This is a genomic window from Methylobacterium sp. WL12 (assembly GCF_008039475.1).
Taxonomy (GTDB): Bacteria; Pseudomonadota; Alphaproteobacteria; order Rhizobiales; family Beijerinckiaceae; genus Methylobacterium; species Methylobacterium cerastii.
This window is the reverse complement of record NZ_VRUW01000001.1, coordinates 72,516-88,279: the sequence shown is the minus strand read 5'-3', so window position 1 is coordinate 88,279 and position 15,764 is coordinate 72,516. Positions and strand designations below refer to the sequence as shown.

The 15,764-nt window shown below is 71.1% G+C and carries 17 protein-coding genes and 1 tRNA gene; 12 read left to right on the top strand and 6 right to left on the bottom strand.

Annotated features, from left to right (window positions below; all coding sequences use genetic code 11):
• Positions 1-35 precede the first annotated feature (35 nt).
• The 3 genes from FV226_RS00370 (at position 36) to FV226_RS00360 (ending at position 1,904) form a co-directional block, all read left to right on the top strand.
• Entirely contained in the window at positions 36-722 is a 687-nt protein-coding gene (locus FV226_RS00370) for a response regulator transcription factor (protein WP_147750089.1), read from the top strand.
• Positions 723-729: 7 nt separating this feature from the next.
• Entirely contained in the window at positions 730-1,308 is a 579-nt protein-coding gene (locus FV226_RS00365; RefSeq protein WP_147761349.1) for a methylated-DNA--[protein]-cysteine S-methyltransferase, read from the top strand.
• 143 nt (positions 1,309-1,451) lie between these two features.
• Positions 1,452-1,904 (top strand): Crp/Fnr family transcriptional regulator, encoded by a 453-nt coding sequence (locus FV226_RS00360; RefSeq protein ID WP_147761348.1) that lies wholly within the window; start codon positions 1,452-1,454, stop codon positions 1,902-1,904.
• Positions 1,905-1,921: 17 nt separating this feature from the next.
• Here the strand turns inward: FV226_RS00360 and FV226_RS00355 are convergent, their stop codons facing one another.
• Both FV226_RS00355 and FV226_RS00350 read right to left on the bottom strand, forming a co-directional pair.
• Entirely contained in the window at positions 1,922-2,824 is a 903-nt protein-coding gene (locus tag FV226_RS00355; protein ID WP_147761347.1) for an alpha/beta hydrolase, read from the bottom strand.
• A gap of 1 nt (position 2,825) precedes the next feature.
• Entirely contained in the window at positions 2,826-3,857 is a 1,032-nt protein-coding gene (locus FV226_RS00350; protein WP_147761346.1) for an SDR family oxidoreductase, read from the bottom strand.
• A gap of 217 nt (positions 3,858-4,074) precedes the next feature.
• On the opposite strand from FV226_RS00350, the gene dapD reads away from it, so the two are divergent.
• Complete coding sequence (dapD, locus tag FV226_RS00345; RefSeq protein WP_147761345.1) at positions 4,075-4,920, top strand: 2,3,4,5-tetrahydropyridine-2,6-dicarboxylate N-succinyltransferase; 846 nt, start codon at positions 4,075-4,077, stop codon at positions 4,918-4,920.
• A 20-nt stretch (positions 4,921-4,940) separates the two neighbouring features.
• Positions 4,941-5,801, top strand: a complete 861-nt coding sequence (locus FV226_RS00340; protein WP_147761344.1) for an alpha/beta fold hydrolase — start codon at positions 4,941-4,943, stop codon at positions 5,799-5,801.
• A gap of 104 nt (positions 5,802-5,905) precedes the next feature.
• On the opposite strand, the gene FV226_RS00335 is transcribed toward FV226_RS00340, so the two are convergent.
• Positions 5,906-7,168, bottom strand: coding sequence for an SfnB family sulfur acquisition oxidoreductase (locus FV226_RS00335; protein ID WP_147761343.1), 1,263 nt, complete (start codon positions 7,166-7,168; stop codon positions 5,906-5,908).
• 81 nt (positions 7,169-7,249) lie between these two features.
• Positions 7,250-8,353: a dimethylsulfone monooxygenase SfnG gene (sfnG, locus tag FV226_RS00330; protein WP_147761342.1), complete on the bottom strand. Its 1,104-nt coding sequence runs from the start codon at positions 8,351-8,353 to the stop codon at positions 7,250-7,252.
• A 563-nt stretch (positions 8,354-8,916) separates the two neighbouring features.
• On the opposite strand from sfnG, the gene FV226_RS00325 reads away from it, so the two are divergent.
• The 7 genes from FV226_RS00325 to FV226_RS00295 all read left to right on the top strand — a co-directional run bounded on the left by FV226_RS00325 (position 8,917) and on the right by FV226_RS00295 (position 14,534).
• Positions 8,917-9,498, top strand: coding sequence for an NAD(P)H-dependent oxidoreductase (locus FV226_RS00325; protein ID WP_147750098.1), 582 nt, complete (start codon positions 8,917-8,919; stop codon positions 9,496-9,498).
• 8 nt (positions 9,499-9,506) lie between these two features.
• Positions 9,507-10,460: an aliphatic sulfonate ABC transporter substrate-binding protein gene (locus FV226_RS00320; protein WP_147761341.1), complete on the top strand. Its 954-nt coding sequence runs from the start codon at positions 9,507-9,509 to the stop codon at positions 10,458-10,460.
• A gap of 6 nt (positions 10,461-10,466) precedes the next feature.
• Positions 10,467-11,492, top strand: a complete 1,026-nt coding sequence (locus FV226_RS00315; protein WP_147761340.1) for a sulfonate ABC transporter substrate-binding protein — start codon at positions 10,467-10,469, stop codon at positions 11,490-11,492.
• Positions 11,489-12,268, top strand: a complete 780-nt coding sequence (gene ssuC, locus FV226_RS00310; RefSeq protein WP_147750101.1) for an aliphatic sulfonate ABC transporter permease SsuC — start codon at positions 11,489-11,491, stop codon at positions 12,266-12,268. Before FV226_RS00315 ends, ssuC begins: the two co-directional genes overlap by 4 nt.
• Entirely contained in the window at positions 12,268-13,170 is a 903-nt protein-coding gene (locus FV226_RS00305) for an ATP-binding cassette domain-containing protein (protein WP_147761339.1), read from the top strand. The genes ssuC and FV226_RS00305 overlap by 1 nt, the downstream gene beginning before the upstream one ends.
• A gap of 20 nt (positions 13,171-13,190) precedes the next feature.
• Positions 13,191-14,381: an FMNH2-dependent alkanesulfonate monooxygenase gene (gene ssuD / locus FV226_RS00300; protein WP_147761338.1), complete on the top strand. Its 1,191-nt coding sequence runs from the start codon at positions 13,191-13,193 to the stop codon at positions 14,379-14,381.
• Between the two features lie 79 nt (positions 14,382-14,460).
• Positions 14,461-14,534: transfer RNA gene (locus FV226_RS00295), tRNA-Gly, on the top strand.
• A 44-nt stretch (positions 14,535-14,578) separates the two neighbouring features.
• On the opposite strand, the gene FV226_RS00290 is transcribed toward FV226_RS00295, so the two are convergent.
• Positions 14,579-14,860, bottom strand: coding sequence for a hypothetical protein (locus tag FV226_RS00290; RefSeq protein WP_147750104.1), 282 nt, complete (start codon positions 14,858-14,860; stop codon positions 14,579-14,581).
• 378 nt (positions 14,861-15,238) lie between these two features.
• The gene (locus tag FV226_RS00285; protein ID WP_147750105.1) at positions 15,239-15,697 is read right to left on the bottom strand and encodes a peptidylprolyl isomerase; all 459 of its coding nucleotides are present in this window, start codon (positions 15,695-15,697) and stop codon (positions 15,239-15,241) included.
• Positions 15,698-15,764 lie beyond the last annotated feature (67 nt).

Genomic DNA, 15,764 nt, shown 5'->3' with positions numbered 1-15,764 from the left:
TTCCGGTCGTGCCCAGTCGAAGAGTTCCACGGACGATGTCCAACGCCTACCGCCTCCTCATCTGCGACGACGACGCGATCCTGCGCGAGACCCTGACCGAACAGCTCGACCTCTGCGAGGAGTTCACGGTGGTCGCCGAGATCGATGCGGGCCGCGCCATCGCCCGCGTCGCCTCCGACCGGATCGACCTCGCGGTGATGGATGTCGGCCTGCCCGACATGGACGGCCGAGAGGCCGTCCGCCTGATGCGCAAGAACGGCTTCAAGGGCCCAGTCATCATGCTGACCGCCCAGGATTCCGAGGCCGACACCGTCGAGGGCCTCGAGGCGGGGGCCAACGACTACGTCACCAAGCCGTTCAAGTTCGCGATCCTGCTCGCCCGCATCCGCGCGCATCTGCGCAGCCACGAGGCCTCCGAGGACGCGGTCTTCCAGATCGGTCCCTACACCTTCAAGCCGGGGGCGAAGCTCCTGGTCGGCGAGCGCGGCTCGAAGCTGAAGCTCACCGAGAAGGAGACCGCGATCCTGCGCTTCCTCTACCGCGCCGGGCGCGAGGTGGTCGGCCGCGACACGCTGCTCGCCGAGGTCTGGGGCTACAACGCCCAGGTCACGACCCACACGCTGGAAACCCACATCTACCGGCTGCGGCAGAAGATCGAGCCGAATCCCGGGCTCGCCGCGATCCTCGTCACCGAGGGCGGCGGCTACAAGCTGCTGCCGTGATCCCGGCATGAGCGCCGCCCCGTTCGCCCTGCTCCGCGAGACCCTGGCAAGCCCGATCGGGACGCTCGTGCTCCTGACCGATGCCGACGGGCGCCTGCGCGTCGCCGACTTCGACGAGGACCAGGACCGGATGGAGGCGCTTCTCGACCGCGCCTACGGACGCGGCGGCTGGTTTGTCTCCGCATCCCGGCATCTCAGCCGGGCTCTCCGCCCATTGACGCGCTACTTCGACGGCGACCTCACGGCGGTCGACGAGGTCGAGACCGCAACGGACGGCACAGTGCTTCAGCGCGCGGTCTGGGCGGCCCTGCGGACCGTGCCCGCCGGCACCACCGAGAGCTACGGCGCGCTCGCGGCGCGGATCGACCATCCCCGCGCGGTGCGCCCTGTCGGCGCGGCCAACGGCGCGAACCCGATCTGCATCGTGGTGCCGTGCCACCGCGTCGTCGGCGCGAACGGCACGCTCACCGGCTACGGCGGCGGATTGGACCGCAAGCGCTGGCTCCTCGACCACGAGGCGCGCCATGCCGGCGTCGGCGACAGAAAACCGCCCGCCGACTTGTTCGGGGCGGCCCTGCTCCGCTGACCCCGCATCCGCTCGCCCGTGACGACCGGATCACGGACGAATCCAACCCGCTGCGTGGCCGCATTTACTTCATGGGCGCCGGTACCCACCCGGCTCCAAAATGCTCTAAGCATCGTCGATCGGACGCAAAGGATCTCTGCGGGTTGGGCATCGAAGACGACATCGCGATCCTCGCCGCCGCGCCGGTCTTCGAAGCGTTCGGGCGCGACGCCCTGCGCCTGCTCACCTTCGCCGCCGAGCGCCGATCGCTGGAACCGGGAGAGACTCTGTTCAGCCGCGGCGATCCGGCCGACGGCGGCTTCGTTGTCCTGTCCGGCACGATCGCCCTCGCGCCCCGTGTAGCCGGCGGCGACACGGTGCTGGCCGGCCGTTCGGCGCTGATCGGGCGCCTCGCGCTGTTCGTTCGCGGCGAACGTCCGGGCGACGCCGCCGCGCAAGGTGCGGCCGAGGTCATGCGCATCACCCCGACCCTGATGCGCCGCGTGCTGGAGGAGTTTCCCGATGCCGCCGCCGTGATCCACGACGCGCTGGCCGACGACCTTTCCGCGCTGAACCAGGGTTTCGCGCGCGTGCGCGCCATGCTCGACGCGGATTGATCGGGCTCGACGCCTGGTCAGGTTTGCGGCACCAACGCGCGGGCTGCCTCGACCACGGCGTCGCCGCGGATGTGATGAAGCATGTGGCCGATTCCTGCGAGGCGCTCGAAGCGCGCGCCCGGGATCATGCGGGCGGCCAGCGCACCGTGCATCATCGGGTTGACCACGATGTCGGTGTCGCCCGTCAGAATCCGAACCGGCACCCGGCAGGTGGCGTAGGCCGCCGCGCTCCGGCTCAGCGCCGCCCAGAGCGAGAGCGCGTCCTCGGCCTCGGCGACGATCTGGCCCGGGCGCCCGGCGAAGCCGAACGGGAACGCTTCGGCGAAGGCGCGCGGCATGGTCTGGGGCAGGAACATCGCGTTCCACAGCAACGGCAGCAGCGTCGGGTCGGCGGAGGCGCCGAGCGCGTCCGACAGCATCGGCCCCGAGACCGGCGCGGCGCGCGGGCCGAACAGCACCTGCTCGAGGCGGAGTTCCGGAAAGCAGACCGGGGCGAGCGCCACGATGCCCGAGACTGAATCCGGGTAGAGCATCCCGTAGGCGAGGGCGACGGCGCCGCCGTAGGAATGCCCGAGGATGACCGGGCGATGCAGCCCCAACGCCTGCACGGCTGCGTGGATCAGCTCGGCCTGTCGCCAGGGCGACGCGTCGGCGCCGCGCACGCGGGCGCTGTCGCCATGCCCCGGCCGGTCGACGGCGACGACCCGGAAATGCCGGGCCAGCGCCGGCACCGGGCCGAGCCACATGTCCTCCAGCGTCATCAGCGTGCCGTGGATTGCGACGAGGTCCGGCCCGGTCCCTGTCTTGGCGTAGGCGATGGTGCGCCCGCCCGGCAGGTCGACGACCTTGCGCCGGACGATCCGCTCGGTCACCGCGGCGGGACCGGGCGGCCCGGAGGCGTCGAGCAACGAAGCCGCCATCTCAGGTCGAGCGCTCGCGTCCGCGCGAAGAGCCCGGCTTTCCGCTGCCGACGCCCGCGAGGGTCAGGGCCGCAAGGCCGAGGCCGATCAGCCCCGCCGTGGCGGCGACGGGGTGCAAGGTCGCGCGGGTGTAGGCGCTGGTGCGCATCACGTAGCCCGGCTGGGTGCCCCGGACCTCGCCCGCGTCCTTCGGCGCGTGCAGCGCGCCGGACGGGTCGCGCGGGTCCTCGCCGCGCTTCTGCATGGCGATGATCGCGGGGGCCAAGAGATCGTAGGCGCCCGGCGCGAACTCCTTGCCGGCCACCATCAGCTTGCCGCCGCCGCCGACGACGATGTCGCGCTGCGGATGCACGGCGGCATGCAGGATGGCGTTCGCCACCTCCTCGGGCGGGTAGATCGGAGGCGGCAGCATCGGCTCCCGGTCCATGTAGTTGCGCGCTCGCTGCGGCAGCGGCGTATCGATCGAGGTCGGCTTGACCAGCGTCACCGAGACCGGCGCATCCTCGGCCAGCAGCTCCATCCGCAGGGCGTCGGTGAAACCCTTCACCGCGTGCTTGCTCGCCACGTACATGCCTTGGAACGGGAAGGCGAGGTCGGAGGCGACGCTGCCGAGGTTGATCAGCGCACCGCCGCGCCGGCGCAGGTGCTCGACCGCGACGAGCGAACCGAACACGGTGCCCCAGAGGTTGGTCTGGATCAGGCGCGCGTTGTCCGCGTCCGAGACCTCGCGCAGCGGACCGTAGATGGTGAGGCCGACGACGTTGACCCAGGTGTCGAAACCGCCGAACGCGGCGATCGCCCGGTCGGCCACGGCCTGGACATCGGCGCGGTCGCCGACATCGCAGGGGACGGCCAGGGCGCGGCCGCCGGCCGCCTCGATTTCCGCCTGCACCGTCGCCAGCACGTCTGCGCTGCGGGCGGCGAGCACGACGGTCGCCCCGCGCTCCGCGGCCATCCTGGCGGTCGCGAGCCCGATGCCGCTCGACGCGCCGGTGATGACGACGACCTGGTCGCGCAATGCCTTGTGTTTCATGGCCCTGTTTCCCGTAAACGCTCCGCGCACCGGTCGGCGCGGCGCCGCAATGTCCGGGACCTACCCACGAGGCGCCGAGATGTTGCCGGAGGGCGGCCCGATTCCGTCCGCGTCGGTTGCACGCAGGTGCGCGATCGCCCCGTCAACGCCCTCAGGTGACAGAGCGGACGGCCGCTTGTAAGCACGGGCGCTCGCTGAAAACCTGCCCGGAAGCCCCATGTCGCACGCTGCCCTCGCCCAGACCATCGAAGCCGCCTGGGAGGACCGCGCCGGCGTCGACACGAACACGCGCGGCGCCGTTCGCGAAGCCGTCGAGGCGGCGCTGGCGCTGCTCGACTCCGGTGAGGCCCGGGTCGCCGAGAAGAGCGGCAACCAGGATTGGGTGGTCAACCAGTGGCTGAAGAAGGCGGTGCTGCTCTCCTTCCGCCTCAACGACATGGCGCCGATCTCCGGCGGCCCCGGCGCGGCGCCGTGGTGGGACAAGGTGCCCTCGAAGTTCGAGGGGTGGAACGAGGCCGAGTTCCGGGCCGCCGGCTTCCGCGCCGTGCCCGGCTGCTTCGTGCGCCGCGGCTCCTACATCGCCCCCGGCGCCGTTCTGATGCCCTCGTTCATCAACCTCGGCGCGCGGGTCGGCAAGGGCACCATGGTCGACACCTGGGTGACGATCGGCTCCTGCGCTCAGGTCGGCGACAACTGCCACATCTCGGGCGGCGCCGGCATCGCAGGCGTGCTCGAGCCGCTGCAGGCCAACCCGGTGATCATCGAGGACAACTGTTTCATCGGCGCCCGCGCCGAGGTCGCCGAGGGCGTGATCGTCGGCGAGGGCAGCGTGCTCTCGATGGGCGTCTACATCGGCGCCTCGACCCGCATCGTCGATCGCACCACCGGCGAAGTCTTCTACGGCCGCGTGCCGCCCTACTCGGTGGTCGTCTCCGGCACCATGCCCGGCAAGCCGCTGCCGGACGGCTCGCCCGGCCCGGGCCTGTACTGCGCCGTCATCGTCAAGCGCGTCGACGCCGGCACCCGCTCCAAGACCGCGATCAACGAGCTGCTGCGCACCTGATCCGGGCAGGGCACGACCCGATGCGCGAGACCCTGACCCTCGACCTCATGGTGGCCGGCCACGCCGTGCCGACCCCCTGCGACCGGGTCGGGTCCGGCGCCGACGTGCTGCTGCTGCCGGCGCTCTCGACGATCGCGTCGCGGGCCGAGATGGCCGGGCTCGCCGCGCGTCTCGCCGCGGCCCATCGCTGCCTGATCCCGGATTGGCCCGGCTTCGGCGCGCATCCGCGGGCGCGGCTGCCGCTGAACCCGGCGACGTTCCACGCCTACCTCGACGCCCTGCTGGCAGCCGCCCCCGGCCCCTACGCGATCGGGGTCGGCGCGGGGCACGCGGCGGCCTACCTCGTCGCCGCCGCGCGACGGCATCCGAAGGCGTTCGCGCGGCTGGTGCTGGTGGCCCCGACATGGCGCGGCCCGCTTCCCACCGTGATGGGGCCGGAGCGACAGGGCCTGTTCACCGCGATCCGCCGCGCCGTCGAGGCGCCACTCCTGGGCGACGCCCTCTACGGCCTCAACATCCGCCCGAAGGTGATCGGCCGGATGATGCGCGCCCACGTCTACGGCGACGCCGCGCATGTCACCGATTCGCTGATCGCGGAGAAGACCGCGATCACCCGGCAGCGGGGTGCGCGCTTCGGCACGGCGGCCTTCGTCACCGGCGGGCTCGATCCGGTGCCGACGCGCGACGCGTTCCTCGGCCTGTTCGGCGACGGCCTGCCGCCGGTCCGGGTGCTGCGCCCGAGCCGCGCCCCGCGCCGGTCCGCTGCCGAGATGGACGCGCTCGTCGCCTCCGGCCGCGTCGAGGGCCGACCGGTGCCGGGTGCCCTGAGCCCGCACGAGGAATACCCGGACGAAATCGCCGAGGCGATCCGCGCAGCCTGAGTCCCCCTCTCCCCGCGGGCGGCGAGAGGGAATGCGCGCTCAACAATCGTCCAGGGCGACGTGGCGATCGATCGCTCCGGCAGAGATGGCGTCGAACAAACCGCTCAGCTCCAGGCGTGCGACGGCGGCGCTACGCCGTTCAGCGCGTGGTTGCCGACGATCGCCACCTTCCAGCGGACGGGGTCGTGCAGCGTGTGCGTCCGCGCGTTGCGCCAGTGGCGGTCGAGGTTGTGCTCGGCGAGCGTCGAGCGCGTGCCGGCGAGCTCGAACAGCTTGTTCGAGGCCGCGAGCGCGATCTCGGTGGTGAGCACCTTCGATTCCGCCACCGCGATCTTGGCCGCGTCCACCAAGGCCGCGTCGTGGTCGGGGAGGGCGGCGTCGATCGCGAGGCCGGCCCGGTCGAGGATCGCCTCGGCCGCGTGCAGGCGGATGGTGAGGTCGCCGACCGCCTGGATGGTGTAGGGGTCGTCGGACGCCCGCGCCTGGTCGGCGTCGATCCAGGGCCGCGCCTTCTCGCGCACGAAGGCGATGGTGTCGTCGAGCGCCGCGCGGCCGATGCCGGCGTCGATCGCCGCCTGGATGATCTGGAAGATCGCCCCGTCGAGGCGCGGCAGCTCCTGGTAGGCCTTCCAGGCCGGGACGAGGTGGCTCTTCTCGACGCGCACATTCTCGATCAGCACCGTGCCGCTCGCCGTGCCGCGCTGGCCGAAGGCCGACCAGTCGTCGATCACCGTGAGCCCGGGCGCGTTGCGGTCGGCGATCGCGTACCAGGCGCGGCCGGCATCGTCGACGGCGACGATCGGCACGAGGTGGGCGAGCAGCGCGCCCGTGGCGTAGAACTTCTGGCCCTGCACGATCACGTGGTCGCCGTGATCGGTGAAGTGGGTGGCGAACTCGGCGGCACGCGGCGTACCCTTCTCCGAGAACGCGTTGCCGAAGCGGGTGCCGCGCAGCACCTCGGCGAAGAGCAGCGCCTGCTGGTCCGGGTCCGACACCGTACGGATCGCCGCGACGATGCCGAGATGGTTCTGCGCGATCTGCGCGATGGAGGGGTCGGCCGCCGCGACGATGGCGACGACCTGTGCCAGCGTCCGGTACGAGACCTCCGGGCCGCCGTGGGCGCTGGGCACGTTGATCGACCACAATCCGCTCTGCGAGAACCGGTCGAGCTCCGCCAGCGGCCGGGCATGCGCCAGGTCGCGTTCGGACGCGCCGGCGCGGATCGAGGCGGCGAAGTCATGCGCGACCCGGATCGCCTCGGCGTCGTCGCGGATGACGTGGGCGGGCTCGGCCGGCCGGACCGGCCCTGGGGCGCCCTGCGCGGGCGCGGTCCCGGCGAGGGAACGGGTGTCGACGGCGATGTTCATCGGTGTCTCCAGAGTGAGAGTGCTCGCTCGCGCCTTTCCTCCCCTCACTGCGAGGGGAGGGGGCAGGGACCGGCTCGGCGCCTACGCCGCCTCGGCGCGCTCGGCCCGCGCCGCCTCGAGCGCGCGCACCCGCGGGATGATATGCTCGCCGAAATACGCGACCTCTTCCTGGAAGTGCAGGAAGGCGAGGAGCGCGAGGTCGGCGCCGGCATCCTTCAGGGCGAGGATGCGCTCGGCGATCTGGTCCGGGGTGCCGATCAGGTTGGTCTTGAAGCCGTCGTTGTACTGGACGAGGTCCTCGAAGGTGGACTTCGCCCAGTTGCCCTCGCCCTCGGGCGAGGCCTTGCCGGCATTCTTCGCCTCGTGGCCGAACGCCTTCACCGCGTCTGTGTTGGCGTGGTCGATGATCTCCTGCAGCACAGCGCGCGCCTCTTGCTCGGTGTCGCGCGCGATGACGAAGGCGTTCACGCCGACCTTCACCGTGTGGCCGTTGGCGGCGGCCTTCGCTTGGAGGTCGTCCACCTGCGCGCGGACGCCCGCCGGCGTGTTGCCGTTGGTGAAGTACCAATCGGAGACGCGGGCCGCCATGTCGCGCGCCGCCCGCGACGACCCGCCTTGGAAGATCTCCGGCGTCACCGCAGGCTTCGGCTTGAGGTTGTAATTGGTGTAGCGATAGAAATCGCCGCGGAACGTATAGTTCTCCTGGGTCCAGATCCCGCGCAGCGCGGTGATGAACTCCTCGGAGCGGCGATAGCGCTCGTCGTGGTCGAGCCACGGCTCGCCGATGGCGCGGAACTCACCCGAGAACCAGCCGGAGACCAGGTTGATCGCGATGCGGTTCTCGGTCAGCTCGCTGATCGTGGCGATCTGCTTGGCGGCGATGGTCGGGTTCCACGGCCCGGGCAGCAGCGCGGCGATCACCTTCAACTTCGTGGTGGCAGCGAGCAGCGCGTGGCTGAACGCCACCGATTCGTGCTGGAACTCGGCGCCGTAGCCGGCGGTGAAGCGGATCTGGGTCAGCGCGTAGTCGAAGCCGGCCTCCTCGGCGATCCGCGCGAGCTTGCGGTTGTAGTCGGCATCCCAGCTCGTGCGCTGCGGGATCGTGCTGATCACGAGCCCGCCAGACACGTTCGGCACCCAATAGGCGAAGCGGATCGGCTCCTCGGTCGCGTTGCGGTTGGTCATCGGATGTCCCCCTCCTCGTCCGTCGTCACTTGTCGGTGCGATACGATCGTCCAGCGCATGTCCCTGATGGGTTACGCGCCGATCGGCCGAACAGATGCGCCCTGTAGGCGTGCCTTCAAAGTATTTCCAAAGTCCTGATCCAGGTCAAAGGAAGCAAAGCGCAAATTTTTGCTGGATCAGGCAAGGACGTTCCACTGGCCGCAGGTCCGGCGGGAGAAACCTTCCATCGTGGGCATCCAGGAGGCGGGGCCGCCCGTGGAGAAACGGCATCGCACCCACTTCGTTCTTCTTAAAGAACGTTTCAGTCCGCCGATGCGTGGGATGATTGCAAATTTCGCCTCGTACTCACGTCCGAGAGAACAAAACCCCTCGATCCGATCGCTTGAGAAGACGTTCGCCTCGTTCGCCGCGTTCTTTTGCAAGAACGTTTCATTGACCGCGCAGGCCGCACGCCTCACCTTCAGGAGGACATCGCGGCAGGGTCCGGAACGATGGGGGCGGCCTTCGCCCTCCAGCCCCGTCTTTGTCCCGCGACACCCTCAATTCGAGACGAGACCTTGACGATGACGCGACCAAAACTCGTGGGCTTCAGCGCCAACCTCCAGCGCCCGTCCAAGACCCGCGCCCTGGTCGAGGCCGTGGGCGAGTCCGCCGCGGCGGATGGCGGCTTGGACCTGCGCCTGTTCGACCTCGTCGACGCCGGCACAGGCCTCGGCGCGGCCTGGTCGCGGGATGCGCTGTCGCTGCCGGCCCGCCGCGTGGTCGAGGCGATCGAGGGGGCGGATGCGCTCGTCGTCGGCTCGCCGGTCTACAAGGGCAGCTTCACCGGCTTGTTCAAGCACCTCTTCGACCTGATCGACCCGCTGGCCTTGGCCAACAAGCCGGTCGCGATCGTCGCCACAGGCGGCGGCGCCCGCCACGCGCTGGTGGTCGAGCATTCCTTCCGGCCGCTGTTCGGGTTCTTCGGCGCCCTGCAGGTGCCGACCACCGTCTACGGCTCCGACCCCGACTTCACCGACGGGCTGCCGACCGATCCCGGCGTGCGCGACCGCATCGCCCAGGCCGGCGCCCAGCTCGCCGCCCTCGTCCGCGCCGCGGGAGCAGCGGAGGCCGCCGCCCCCGCGGCCCGCGCGGTCGCACGCTGAGGCCGGCGATGCTCGACCGTCGCCGCCTGCTCGCCACGGCTTTCGCCGCGGCGCTGCCCCTGTCCCGTGCCGCGCGCGCCGCGGAGCCCGGCGTCCTGCGCATCGGCTACCAGAAGAACGGCATCCTCGTCGTCGCCAAGCAGCGCGGCGTCATCGAGGAGCGGCTGGCGCCACTCGGCCATTCGGTGCGCTGGGTCGAGTTCTCGTTCGGGCCGCCGTTGCTGGAGGCGCTCTCCCTCGATGGCATCGATTTCGGGCAGACCGGCGACGCCCCGCCGATCTTCGCGCAGGCCGCGCGATCGAGCCTCGTCTACGCCGCGGCGCAGGAGGCCGGCGGCTCCGGCTCGGGAATCCTGCTGCCGAAGGGCTCGGCGATCAAAACGCTCGCCGAGCTGAAGGGCAAGCGCGTCGCCTTCGCCAAGGCGTCGAGCGCCCACAACCTCACCGTCGCCGCCTTGGAGAAGGCCGGCCTCACCTATGCCGACATCGAGCCGGTGACGTTGGCGCCGGCCGACGCCGCGGCGGCGTTCTCGCGCGGCAGCATCGACGCCTGGACGATCTGGGACCCGTACTACGCCATCGCCGAAGGCGGCGACGGCGTCCGCGTGCTCGCGACCGCCAAGGAGATCGCCCGGCAAAACAACTTCTTCCTGGCGAGCCGCGCCTTCGCCGAGGGCCGCGGCGAGGTGCTTTCCGAGGTGATCGACGTGCTCGGGGGCGTCGCGCGCTGGTGCGGCGAGAACCGCGGCGCGGTCGCCGACCTGCTCTCGAAGGGCACCGGCGTGCCGCTCGCCGCCACGCGCCGCGCGGTAGACCGCACCGACTACCTCATCGGCCCGATGAACGACCGCGTCGCCGCCGAGCAGCAGGCGATCGCCGACCGCTTCCACGCCCTGAAGCTGATCCCGAAGCCCATCCGCGTCGCCGACGCGGTCTGGACGCCACCCGCACGCAACGGCTGATCCGCGATGACCGACGCCCCCCTTTCCCCCGCGCCGCGCGCCGCACTCGACACCCTGACGGAGGCCGGCGCGCCGATGCGCCGCCGCACCGTGCTCTCGGCCGGGCTCGGCCTCGCCGCCGCCATCGCCCTGCGCCCGGCGCGCGCCGCCGCCACCGTGCGGATCGGCTACCAGAAGTACGGCTCGCTCGTCCTGCTGAAGGGCCGCGGCAGCCTCGCGAAGGCGTTGGCGCCGCTTGGCTACGACGTCACCTGGTCGGAGTTTCCCTCCGGTCCGCCCTTGCTGGAGGCGCTGAACGCCGGGGCGATCGACCTCGGCTCGGCCGGCGAGGCCCCGCCGATCTTCGCGCAGGCCGCCAGCGCCGACCTGCGCTACGTCGGCACCGAGCCGCCGGCCCCGCGCGGCGAGGCGATCCTCGTGCCGAAGGACAGCCCGGTCCGGTCCGTGGCGGAGCTGCGCGGCAAGACCATCGCGCTCAACAAGGGCTCCAACGTGCACTTCCTCGTGGTGCGCGCCCTGGAGAAGGCCGGCGTTCCCTACGACGCGGTGAAGCTCGTCTTCCTGTCGCCGGCGGATGCCAACGCCGCCTTCGTGCGCGGTGCCGTCGACGCCTGGGCGATCTGGGATCCGTACCTCGCGGCGGCCGAGCGCTCCACCGGCGCGCGCGTGCTGGCCGACGGCAGCGGGATCGCACCGAACCGGCAGTTCTACCTGTCGCGCCGCGGCTTCACCGAGGCGAGCCCGGAGGTCGTCGTCGCGATCCTGCGGGCGGTCGCCGAGGTCGACACCTGGGCCGCCGGCAACGGCGCCACGGTCGCGGCCGAGCTTGCGCCTTCGGTCGGCATCCCGGCGCCCGTGCTGGCGGTGGCGCTCGAGCGCCTGTCCTACGGCGTCGCCCCCCTCGACGCGCAGGCGATCGCCGACCAGCAGGCCGTGGCCGACGCCTTCCACGCCCTCGGCCTCCTGCCCAAAGCCATCCGGGTCGCCGACGCGGTCTGGACCCATCCGGAACGGAAGGCGGAGATCCGATGAGCACCACCCCCTCCCGCATCCGCGACGCCGCGCTGCCCTGGCTCTTGCCCGTCGCGATCGTGCTCGGCTGGCAGGCGGCGGTCTCGGCCGGCCTGGTCTCGAACCGCTTCATGCCGGCCCCGCTCGACGTGGTCCGGGCCGGGATCGAGGCGGGGCGCACCGGCGAACTCTGGACCAACCTCGGCGTCAGCACGCTGCGCGCGCTCGCCGGCTTCGTGGTCGGCGGCGGCATCGGCTTCGGGCTCGGCCTCGCCAACGGCCTGTCGCGCCTGTCCGAGCGGCTCACCGACACCTCGGTGCAGATGGTGCGCAACGTGCCCCACCTGTCGCTGATCCCGCTGGTGATCCTGTGGTTCGGCATCGGCGAGGAGGCCAAGCTGTTCCTGGTGGCGCTCGGGGTGTTCTTCCCGATCTACGCCAACACCCTGCACGGCATCCGCTCGGTCGACCCGGCGCTGGTCGAGATGGGCCGCGTCTACGGCATGTCGAACGCCGAGCTGTTCCGCCGCGTGGTGCTGCCGGGGGCGCTCCCGTCGATCTTCGTCGGCCTGCGCTACGCGCTGGGCATCATGTGGCTGACGCTCATCGTCGCCGAGACCATCTCGGCCTCGTCCGGTCTCGGCTACATGGCGATGCAGGCGCGCGAGTTCATGCTCGTCGACGTCGTGGTGCTGGCGATCCTGATCTACGCCGCGCTTGGCAAGCTTGCCGACGCGCTGACGCGGCAGCTGGAACGCAGCTGCCTCGCCTGGAACCCCGCCTACAGGAGCGCCTGATGCTGCGCGACGCCAACCTTCGCGACACCCCGCAGCCGCCGGACGCCGACACGAATGCGGGTGCCTTCGCCCTTGGCGACAGGGAGAGGGGCGTGACCTCTTCGAAAACGGTTGATCCCTCCCCCCATTCCTCGCCCGACCGGGAGAGGGGAGCTCGCGGCATCGCCGTCACCGTTCGCGACCTGCACAAGAGCTTCGACGGCAACGCCGTCATCTCCGGGCTCGACCTGTTCCTGCCCGCGGGCGGCTTCACCGCGGTCGTCGGCCGGTCCGGTTGCGGCAAGAGCACCCTGCTGCGCCTGATCCTCGGGCTCGAGGCGCCGACCGCCGGCCGCGTCGCGCTCGACGCCGGCGAACCCGGCCTGCGGCGGAGCGAGCGGTCGCGGCGCATCATGTTCCAGGAGCCGCGGCTGCTGCCTTGGGCGCGGGTGGTCGACAACGTGACGGTCGGCCTGTCCGGCATCGGCACGAAGCCGGAACGGCGCGAACGCGCGCTCGTGGCCCTCGACCAAGTCGGGCTCGCGGACAAGGCCGGCGCTTGGCCCGCGACCCTGTCGGGCGGCCAGCGTCAGCGCGTGGCGTTGGCGCGCGCGCTCGTCAGCGGCCCCGGCCTGCTGGCCCTCGACGAGCCGCTGGGCGCCCTCGATGCGCTCACCCGCATCGGCATGCAGGATCTGATCGAGCGGATCTGGCGTGCGGACGGGTTCACCGCGCTCCTCGTCACCCACGACGTCGGCGAGGCGGTGGCGATGGCCGACCGCATCCTCGTGGTGGATTCCGGCCGCATCGCCCTCGACCTGCGGGTCGATGTGCCCCGGCCGCGCCGCCGCGGCGACCCCGACCTCGCGCGCCTCGAAGGCCGCATCCTCGAACACCTGCTCGGCGCGCCCCAGGCCGCCTGAGCCGACACGGAGATCTTTCGATGACCGCCTCGACCGACAGCACGATTCAGGACGGGAAGACGGACGTCCTCTGGTTCCTGCCGACGCATGGCGACGGCCGCTACCTCGGCGCGTCCGAGGGCGCCCGCGACGTGTCGCTCTCCTACCTTCGCCAGATCGCGCAGGGCGCAGACGCGCTCGGCTATTACGGCGTGCTGCTGCCGACCGGCCGCTCCTGCGAGGACAGCTGGGTCGTCGCCTCCGCGCTCGCCCCGCTGACGCAGCGCCTGCGCTTCCTCGTCGCCGTGCGCCCGGGCCTGATGGAGCCCTCGGCCGCCGCCCGCATGGCCTCGACCCTGGACCGGATCTCCGGCGGGCGCCTGCTGATCAACGTCGTCACCGGCGGCGACCCGGTGGAGCTGCGCGGCGACGGCGTGTTCCTCGATCACGATGCGCGCTACGCGGTGACCGACGAGTTCCTGCACATCTGGCGCGGGCTGATGGCCGGCGAGACGGTGACGTTCGAAGGCAAGCACCTGTCGGCCGAGAACGGCCGGCTGATCTTCCCGCCGGTGCAGAAACCCTACCCGCCGCTCTACTTCGGCGGTTCGTCGCCGGCCGGCATCGACGTCGCGGCCGAGCATTGCGACGTGTACCTGACCTGGGGCGAGCCCCCGGCGGGCGTCGCCGAGAAGATCGCCACCGCACGCGCCGCCGCCGAAAAGCGCGGCAAGTCCTTCTCCTACGGCATCCGCCTGCACGTGATCGTGCGGGAGACCGAGGGCGCCGCCTGGGAGGCGGCCGACAGCCTGATCTCGAAGCTCGACGACGCCACCATCGCCAAGGCGCAGGCGACGCTGAAGCGCCAGGATTCCATCGGGCAGAGCCGGATGATGGCGCTGCACGGCGGCAGCCGCGACAAGCTGCAGGTCTCGCCGAACCTCTGGGCCGGCGTCGGCTTGGTGCGCGGCGGCGCCGGCACGGCGCTCGTCGGTTCCGCCGACCAGGTCGCCGACCGGATGAAGGAGTACATCGACCTCGGGATCGACCGCTTCATCCTGTCGGGCTACCCGCATCTTGAGGAGGCCTACCGCTTCGCCGAGCTGGTCTTCCCGAAGCTGCCGCTCCGCGCCACCACCGGCATCGGACCGACCAACGCCCGCAACGACGGCCCGTTCGGCGAGGTGATGGCCAACGACATCGTGCCGACGCGCCAAGTCTCTGCGCACTGAAAGCTAGCCTCGGACGTGCCACCCGCGCGGCGCATCCGGTCTTCTCAAGCCTCCCGCGCCATGCTATCCGGCGCGGATCGCGGGTGTAGCTCAATGGTAGAGCAGCAGCCTTCCAAGCTGAATACCCGGGTTCGATTCCCGGTACCCGCTCCATACCTCCCAAATCCCATGAATCGGTCGCAGTCGCGGCGTCGCCTCTATCGTGCGACCGCCGCGAAGTGCTCGATCAATCGCGGGCCGTCCCAGATCTCGATCGCGCGACCTTCGGCCAGGGCGAGGGCATGCGCGATGGCCTCGTCGTCGCCGTAGGCCGGGAGTGCGTGCAGGCTCTTCGCGCCGTCGGCGCCGGTGACGACGGCATGGTAGCGCGGCCCTTGCGCCGGCACCTTTCGGGCGCGGGCGGTGTCGGCGCCCGGCGGCAAAACTTCGTCGCGGATGGGCTCGGCGTCGTTCGCGACCGCATCCCGCTTCTCGGCCATCCGGTGAGGTCTCATCCAGGCGGGGTGGAGGAGACGTCCTGGCCATCCGCGCATCGCCCAGCGATCCACGGCGTCGACTCGAAGAGACTTCGGCGAAGAGGCAGGACGCGCCGGACCGTCACGTGCCCGATGGATGATCCGCGCAAGTTGTAGGTTAGGTGCGCGGTCGCAGCACAGCACCAACATATGTTAGGTGAGCGGTACCGGGCGTGTGGCGTCACCCTGCGACCGAAACGCCGCCTTCGGCTCGATCAACGTCCGCTGAGAGCCGTCACCCGCATCGTCGCCTGCGGGGATACGCCCAATGCTCGATGACCCATTCAGGGGGCCGGGATCGCCCGTCGCCTCACGCTTGGAGGCGACGGGCGTTCGTTGAGGTCAGGCGGCGGCGATGGTCGCCTTGACGATCTTGTCGGGGGAGCGCGGCGGCTCGCCCTTGTTGATCGTGTCGACCACGTCCATGCCTTCGGTCACCTTGCCCCAGACGGTGTACTGCTTGTCCAGGAAGCGTGCGTCGTCGAAGCAGATGAAGAACTGCGAGTTCGCCGAGTGCGGGAAGTTGGTGCGGGCCATCGAGCAGGTGCCGCGGGTGTGCGGCTCGGCGTTGAACTCGGCGTTCAGGTCGGGCAGGTCGGAGCCGCCCGAGCCGGTGCCGGTCGGGTCGCCGGTCTGGGCCATGAAGCCGTCGATGACGCGGTGGAACGGGACGCCGTCATAGAAGCCCTGGCCGGCCAGAGTCTTGATGCGCTCGACGTGGTTCGGTGCGAGGTCGGAGCGCAGCGCGACGACGACGCGGCCCTTGGTGGTCTCGAGGACGAGGTTTTCGGTGTCGGCCATGTCGGTCTCCGGGTTGGTCGGGGAAGGGGCGCTGCGCCGGTCGGCGGCGCGGCGGGGTGTTCGGGTG

What these genes read in the sequence shown, in the direction of transcription:
- FV226_RS00340 (WP_147761344.1), top strand. Translation starts at nt 4,941, where the DNA reads ATGCGCGAGACCCTGACCCTCGACCTCATGGTGGCCGGCCACGCCGTG.
- FV226_RS00335 (WP_147761343.1), bottom strand. Translation starts at nt 7,168, where the DNA reads ATGAACATCGCCGTCGACACCCGTTCCCTCGCCGGGACCGCGCCCGCG.
- FV226_RS00285 (WP_147750105.1), bottom strand. Translation starts at nt 15,697, where the DNA reads ATGGCCGACACCGAAAACCTCGTCCTCGAGACCACCAAGGGCCGCGTC.
- FV226_RS00365 (WP_147761349.1), top strand. Translation starts at nt 730, where the DNA reads ATGAGCGCCGCCCCGTTCGCCCTGCTCCGCGAGACCCTGGCAAGCCCG.
- FV226_RS00320 (WP_147761341.1), top strand. Translation starts at nt 9,507, where the DNA reads ATGCTCGACCGTCGCCGCCTGCTCGCCACGGCTTTCGCCGCGGCGCTG.
- FV226_RS00290 (WP_147750104.1), bottom strand. Translation starts at nt 14,860, where the DNA reads ATGGCCGAGAAGCGGGATGCGGTCGCGAACGACGCCGAGCCCATCCGC.
- FV226_RS00315 (WP_147761340.1), top strand. Translation starts at nt 10,467, where the DNA reads ATGACCGACGCCCCCCTTTCCCCCGCGCCGCGCGCCGCACTCGACACC.
- sfnG (WP_147761342.1), bottom strand. Translation starts at nt 8,353, where the DNA reads ATGACCAACCGCAACGCGACCGAGGAGCCGATCCGCTTCGCCTATTGG.
- FV226_RS00355 (WP_147761347.1), bottom strand. Translation starts at nt 2,824, where the DNA reads ATGGCGGCTTCGTTGCTCGACGCCTCCGGGCCGCCCGGTCCCGCCGCG.
- FV226_RS00325 (WP_147750098.1), top strand. Translation starts at nt 8,917, where the DNA reads ATGACGCGACCAAAACTCGTGGGCTTCAGCGCCAACCTCCAGCGCCCG.
- ssuC (WP_147750101.1), top strand. Translation starts at nt 11,489, where the DNA reads ATGAGCACCACCCCCTCCCGCATCCGCGACGCCGCGCTGCCCTGGCTC.
- dapD (WP_147761345.1), top strand. Translation starts at nt 4,075, where the DNA reads ATGTCGCACGCTGCCCTCGCCCAGACCATCGAAGCCGCCTGGGAGGAC.
- FV226_RS00305 (WP_147761339.1), top strand. Translation starts at nt 12,268, where the DNA reads ATGCTGCGCGACGCCAACCTTCGCGACACCCCGCAGCCGCCGGACGCC.
- FV226_RS00370 (WP_147750089.1), top strand. Translation starts at nt 36, where the DNA reads ATGTCCAACGCCTACCGCCTCCTCATCTGCGACGACGACGCGATCCTG.
- FV226_RS00350 (WP_147761346.1), bottom strand. Translation starts at nt 3,857, where the DNA reads ATGAAACACAAGGCATTGCGCGACCAGGTCGTCGTCATCACCGGCGCG.
- ssuD (WP_147761338.1), top strand. Translation starts at nt 13,191, where the DNA reads ATGACCGCCTCGACCGACAGCACGATTCAGGACGGGAAGACGGACGTC.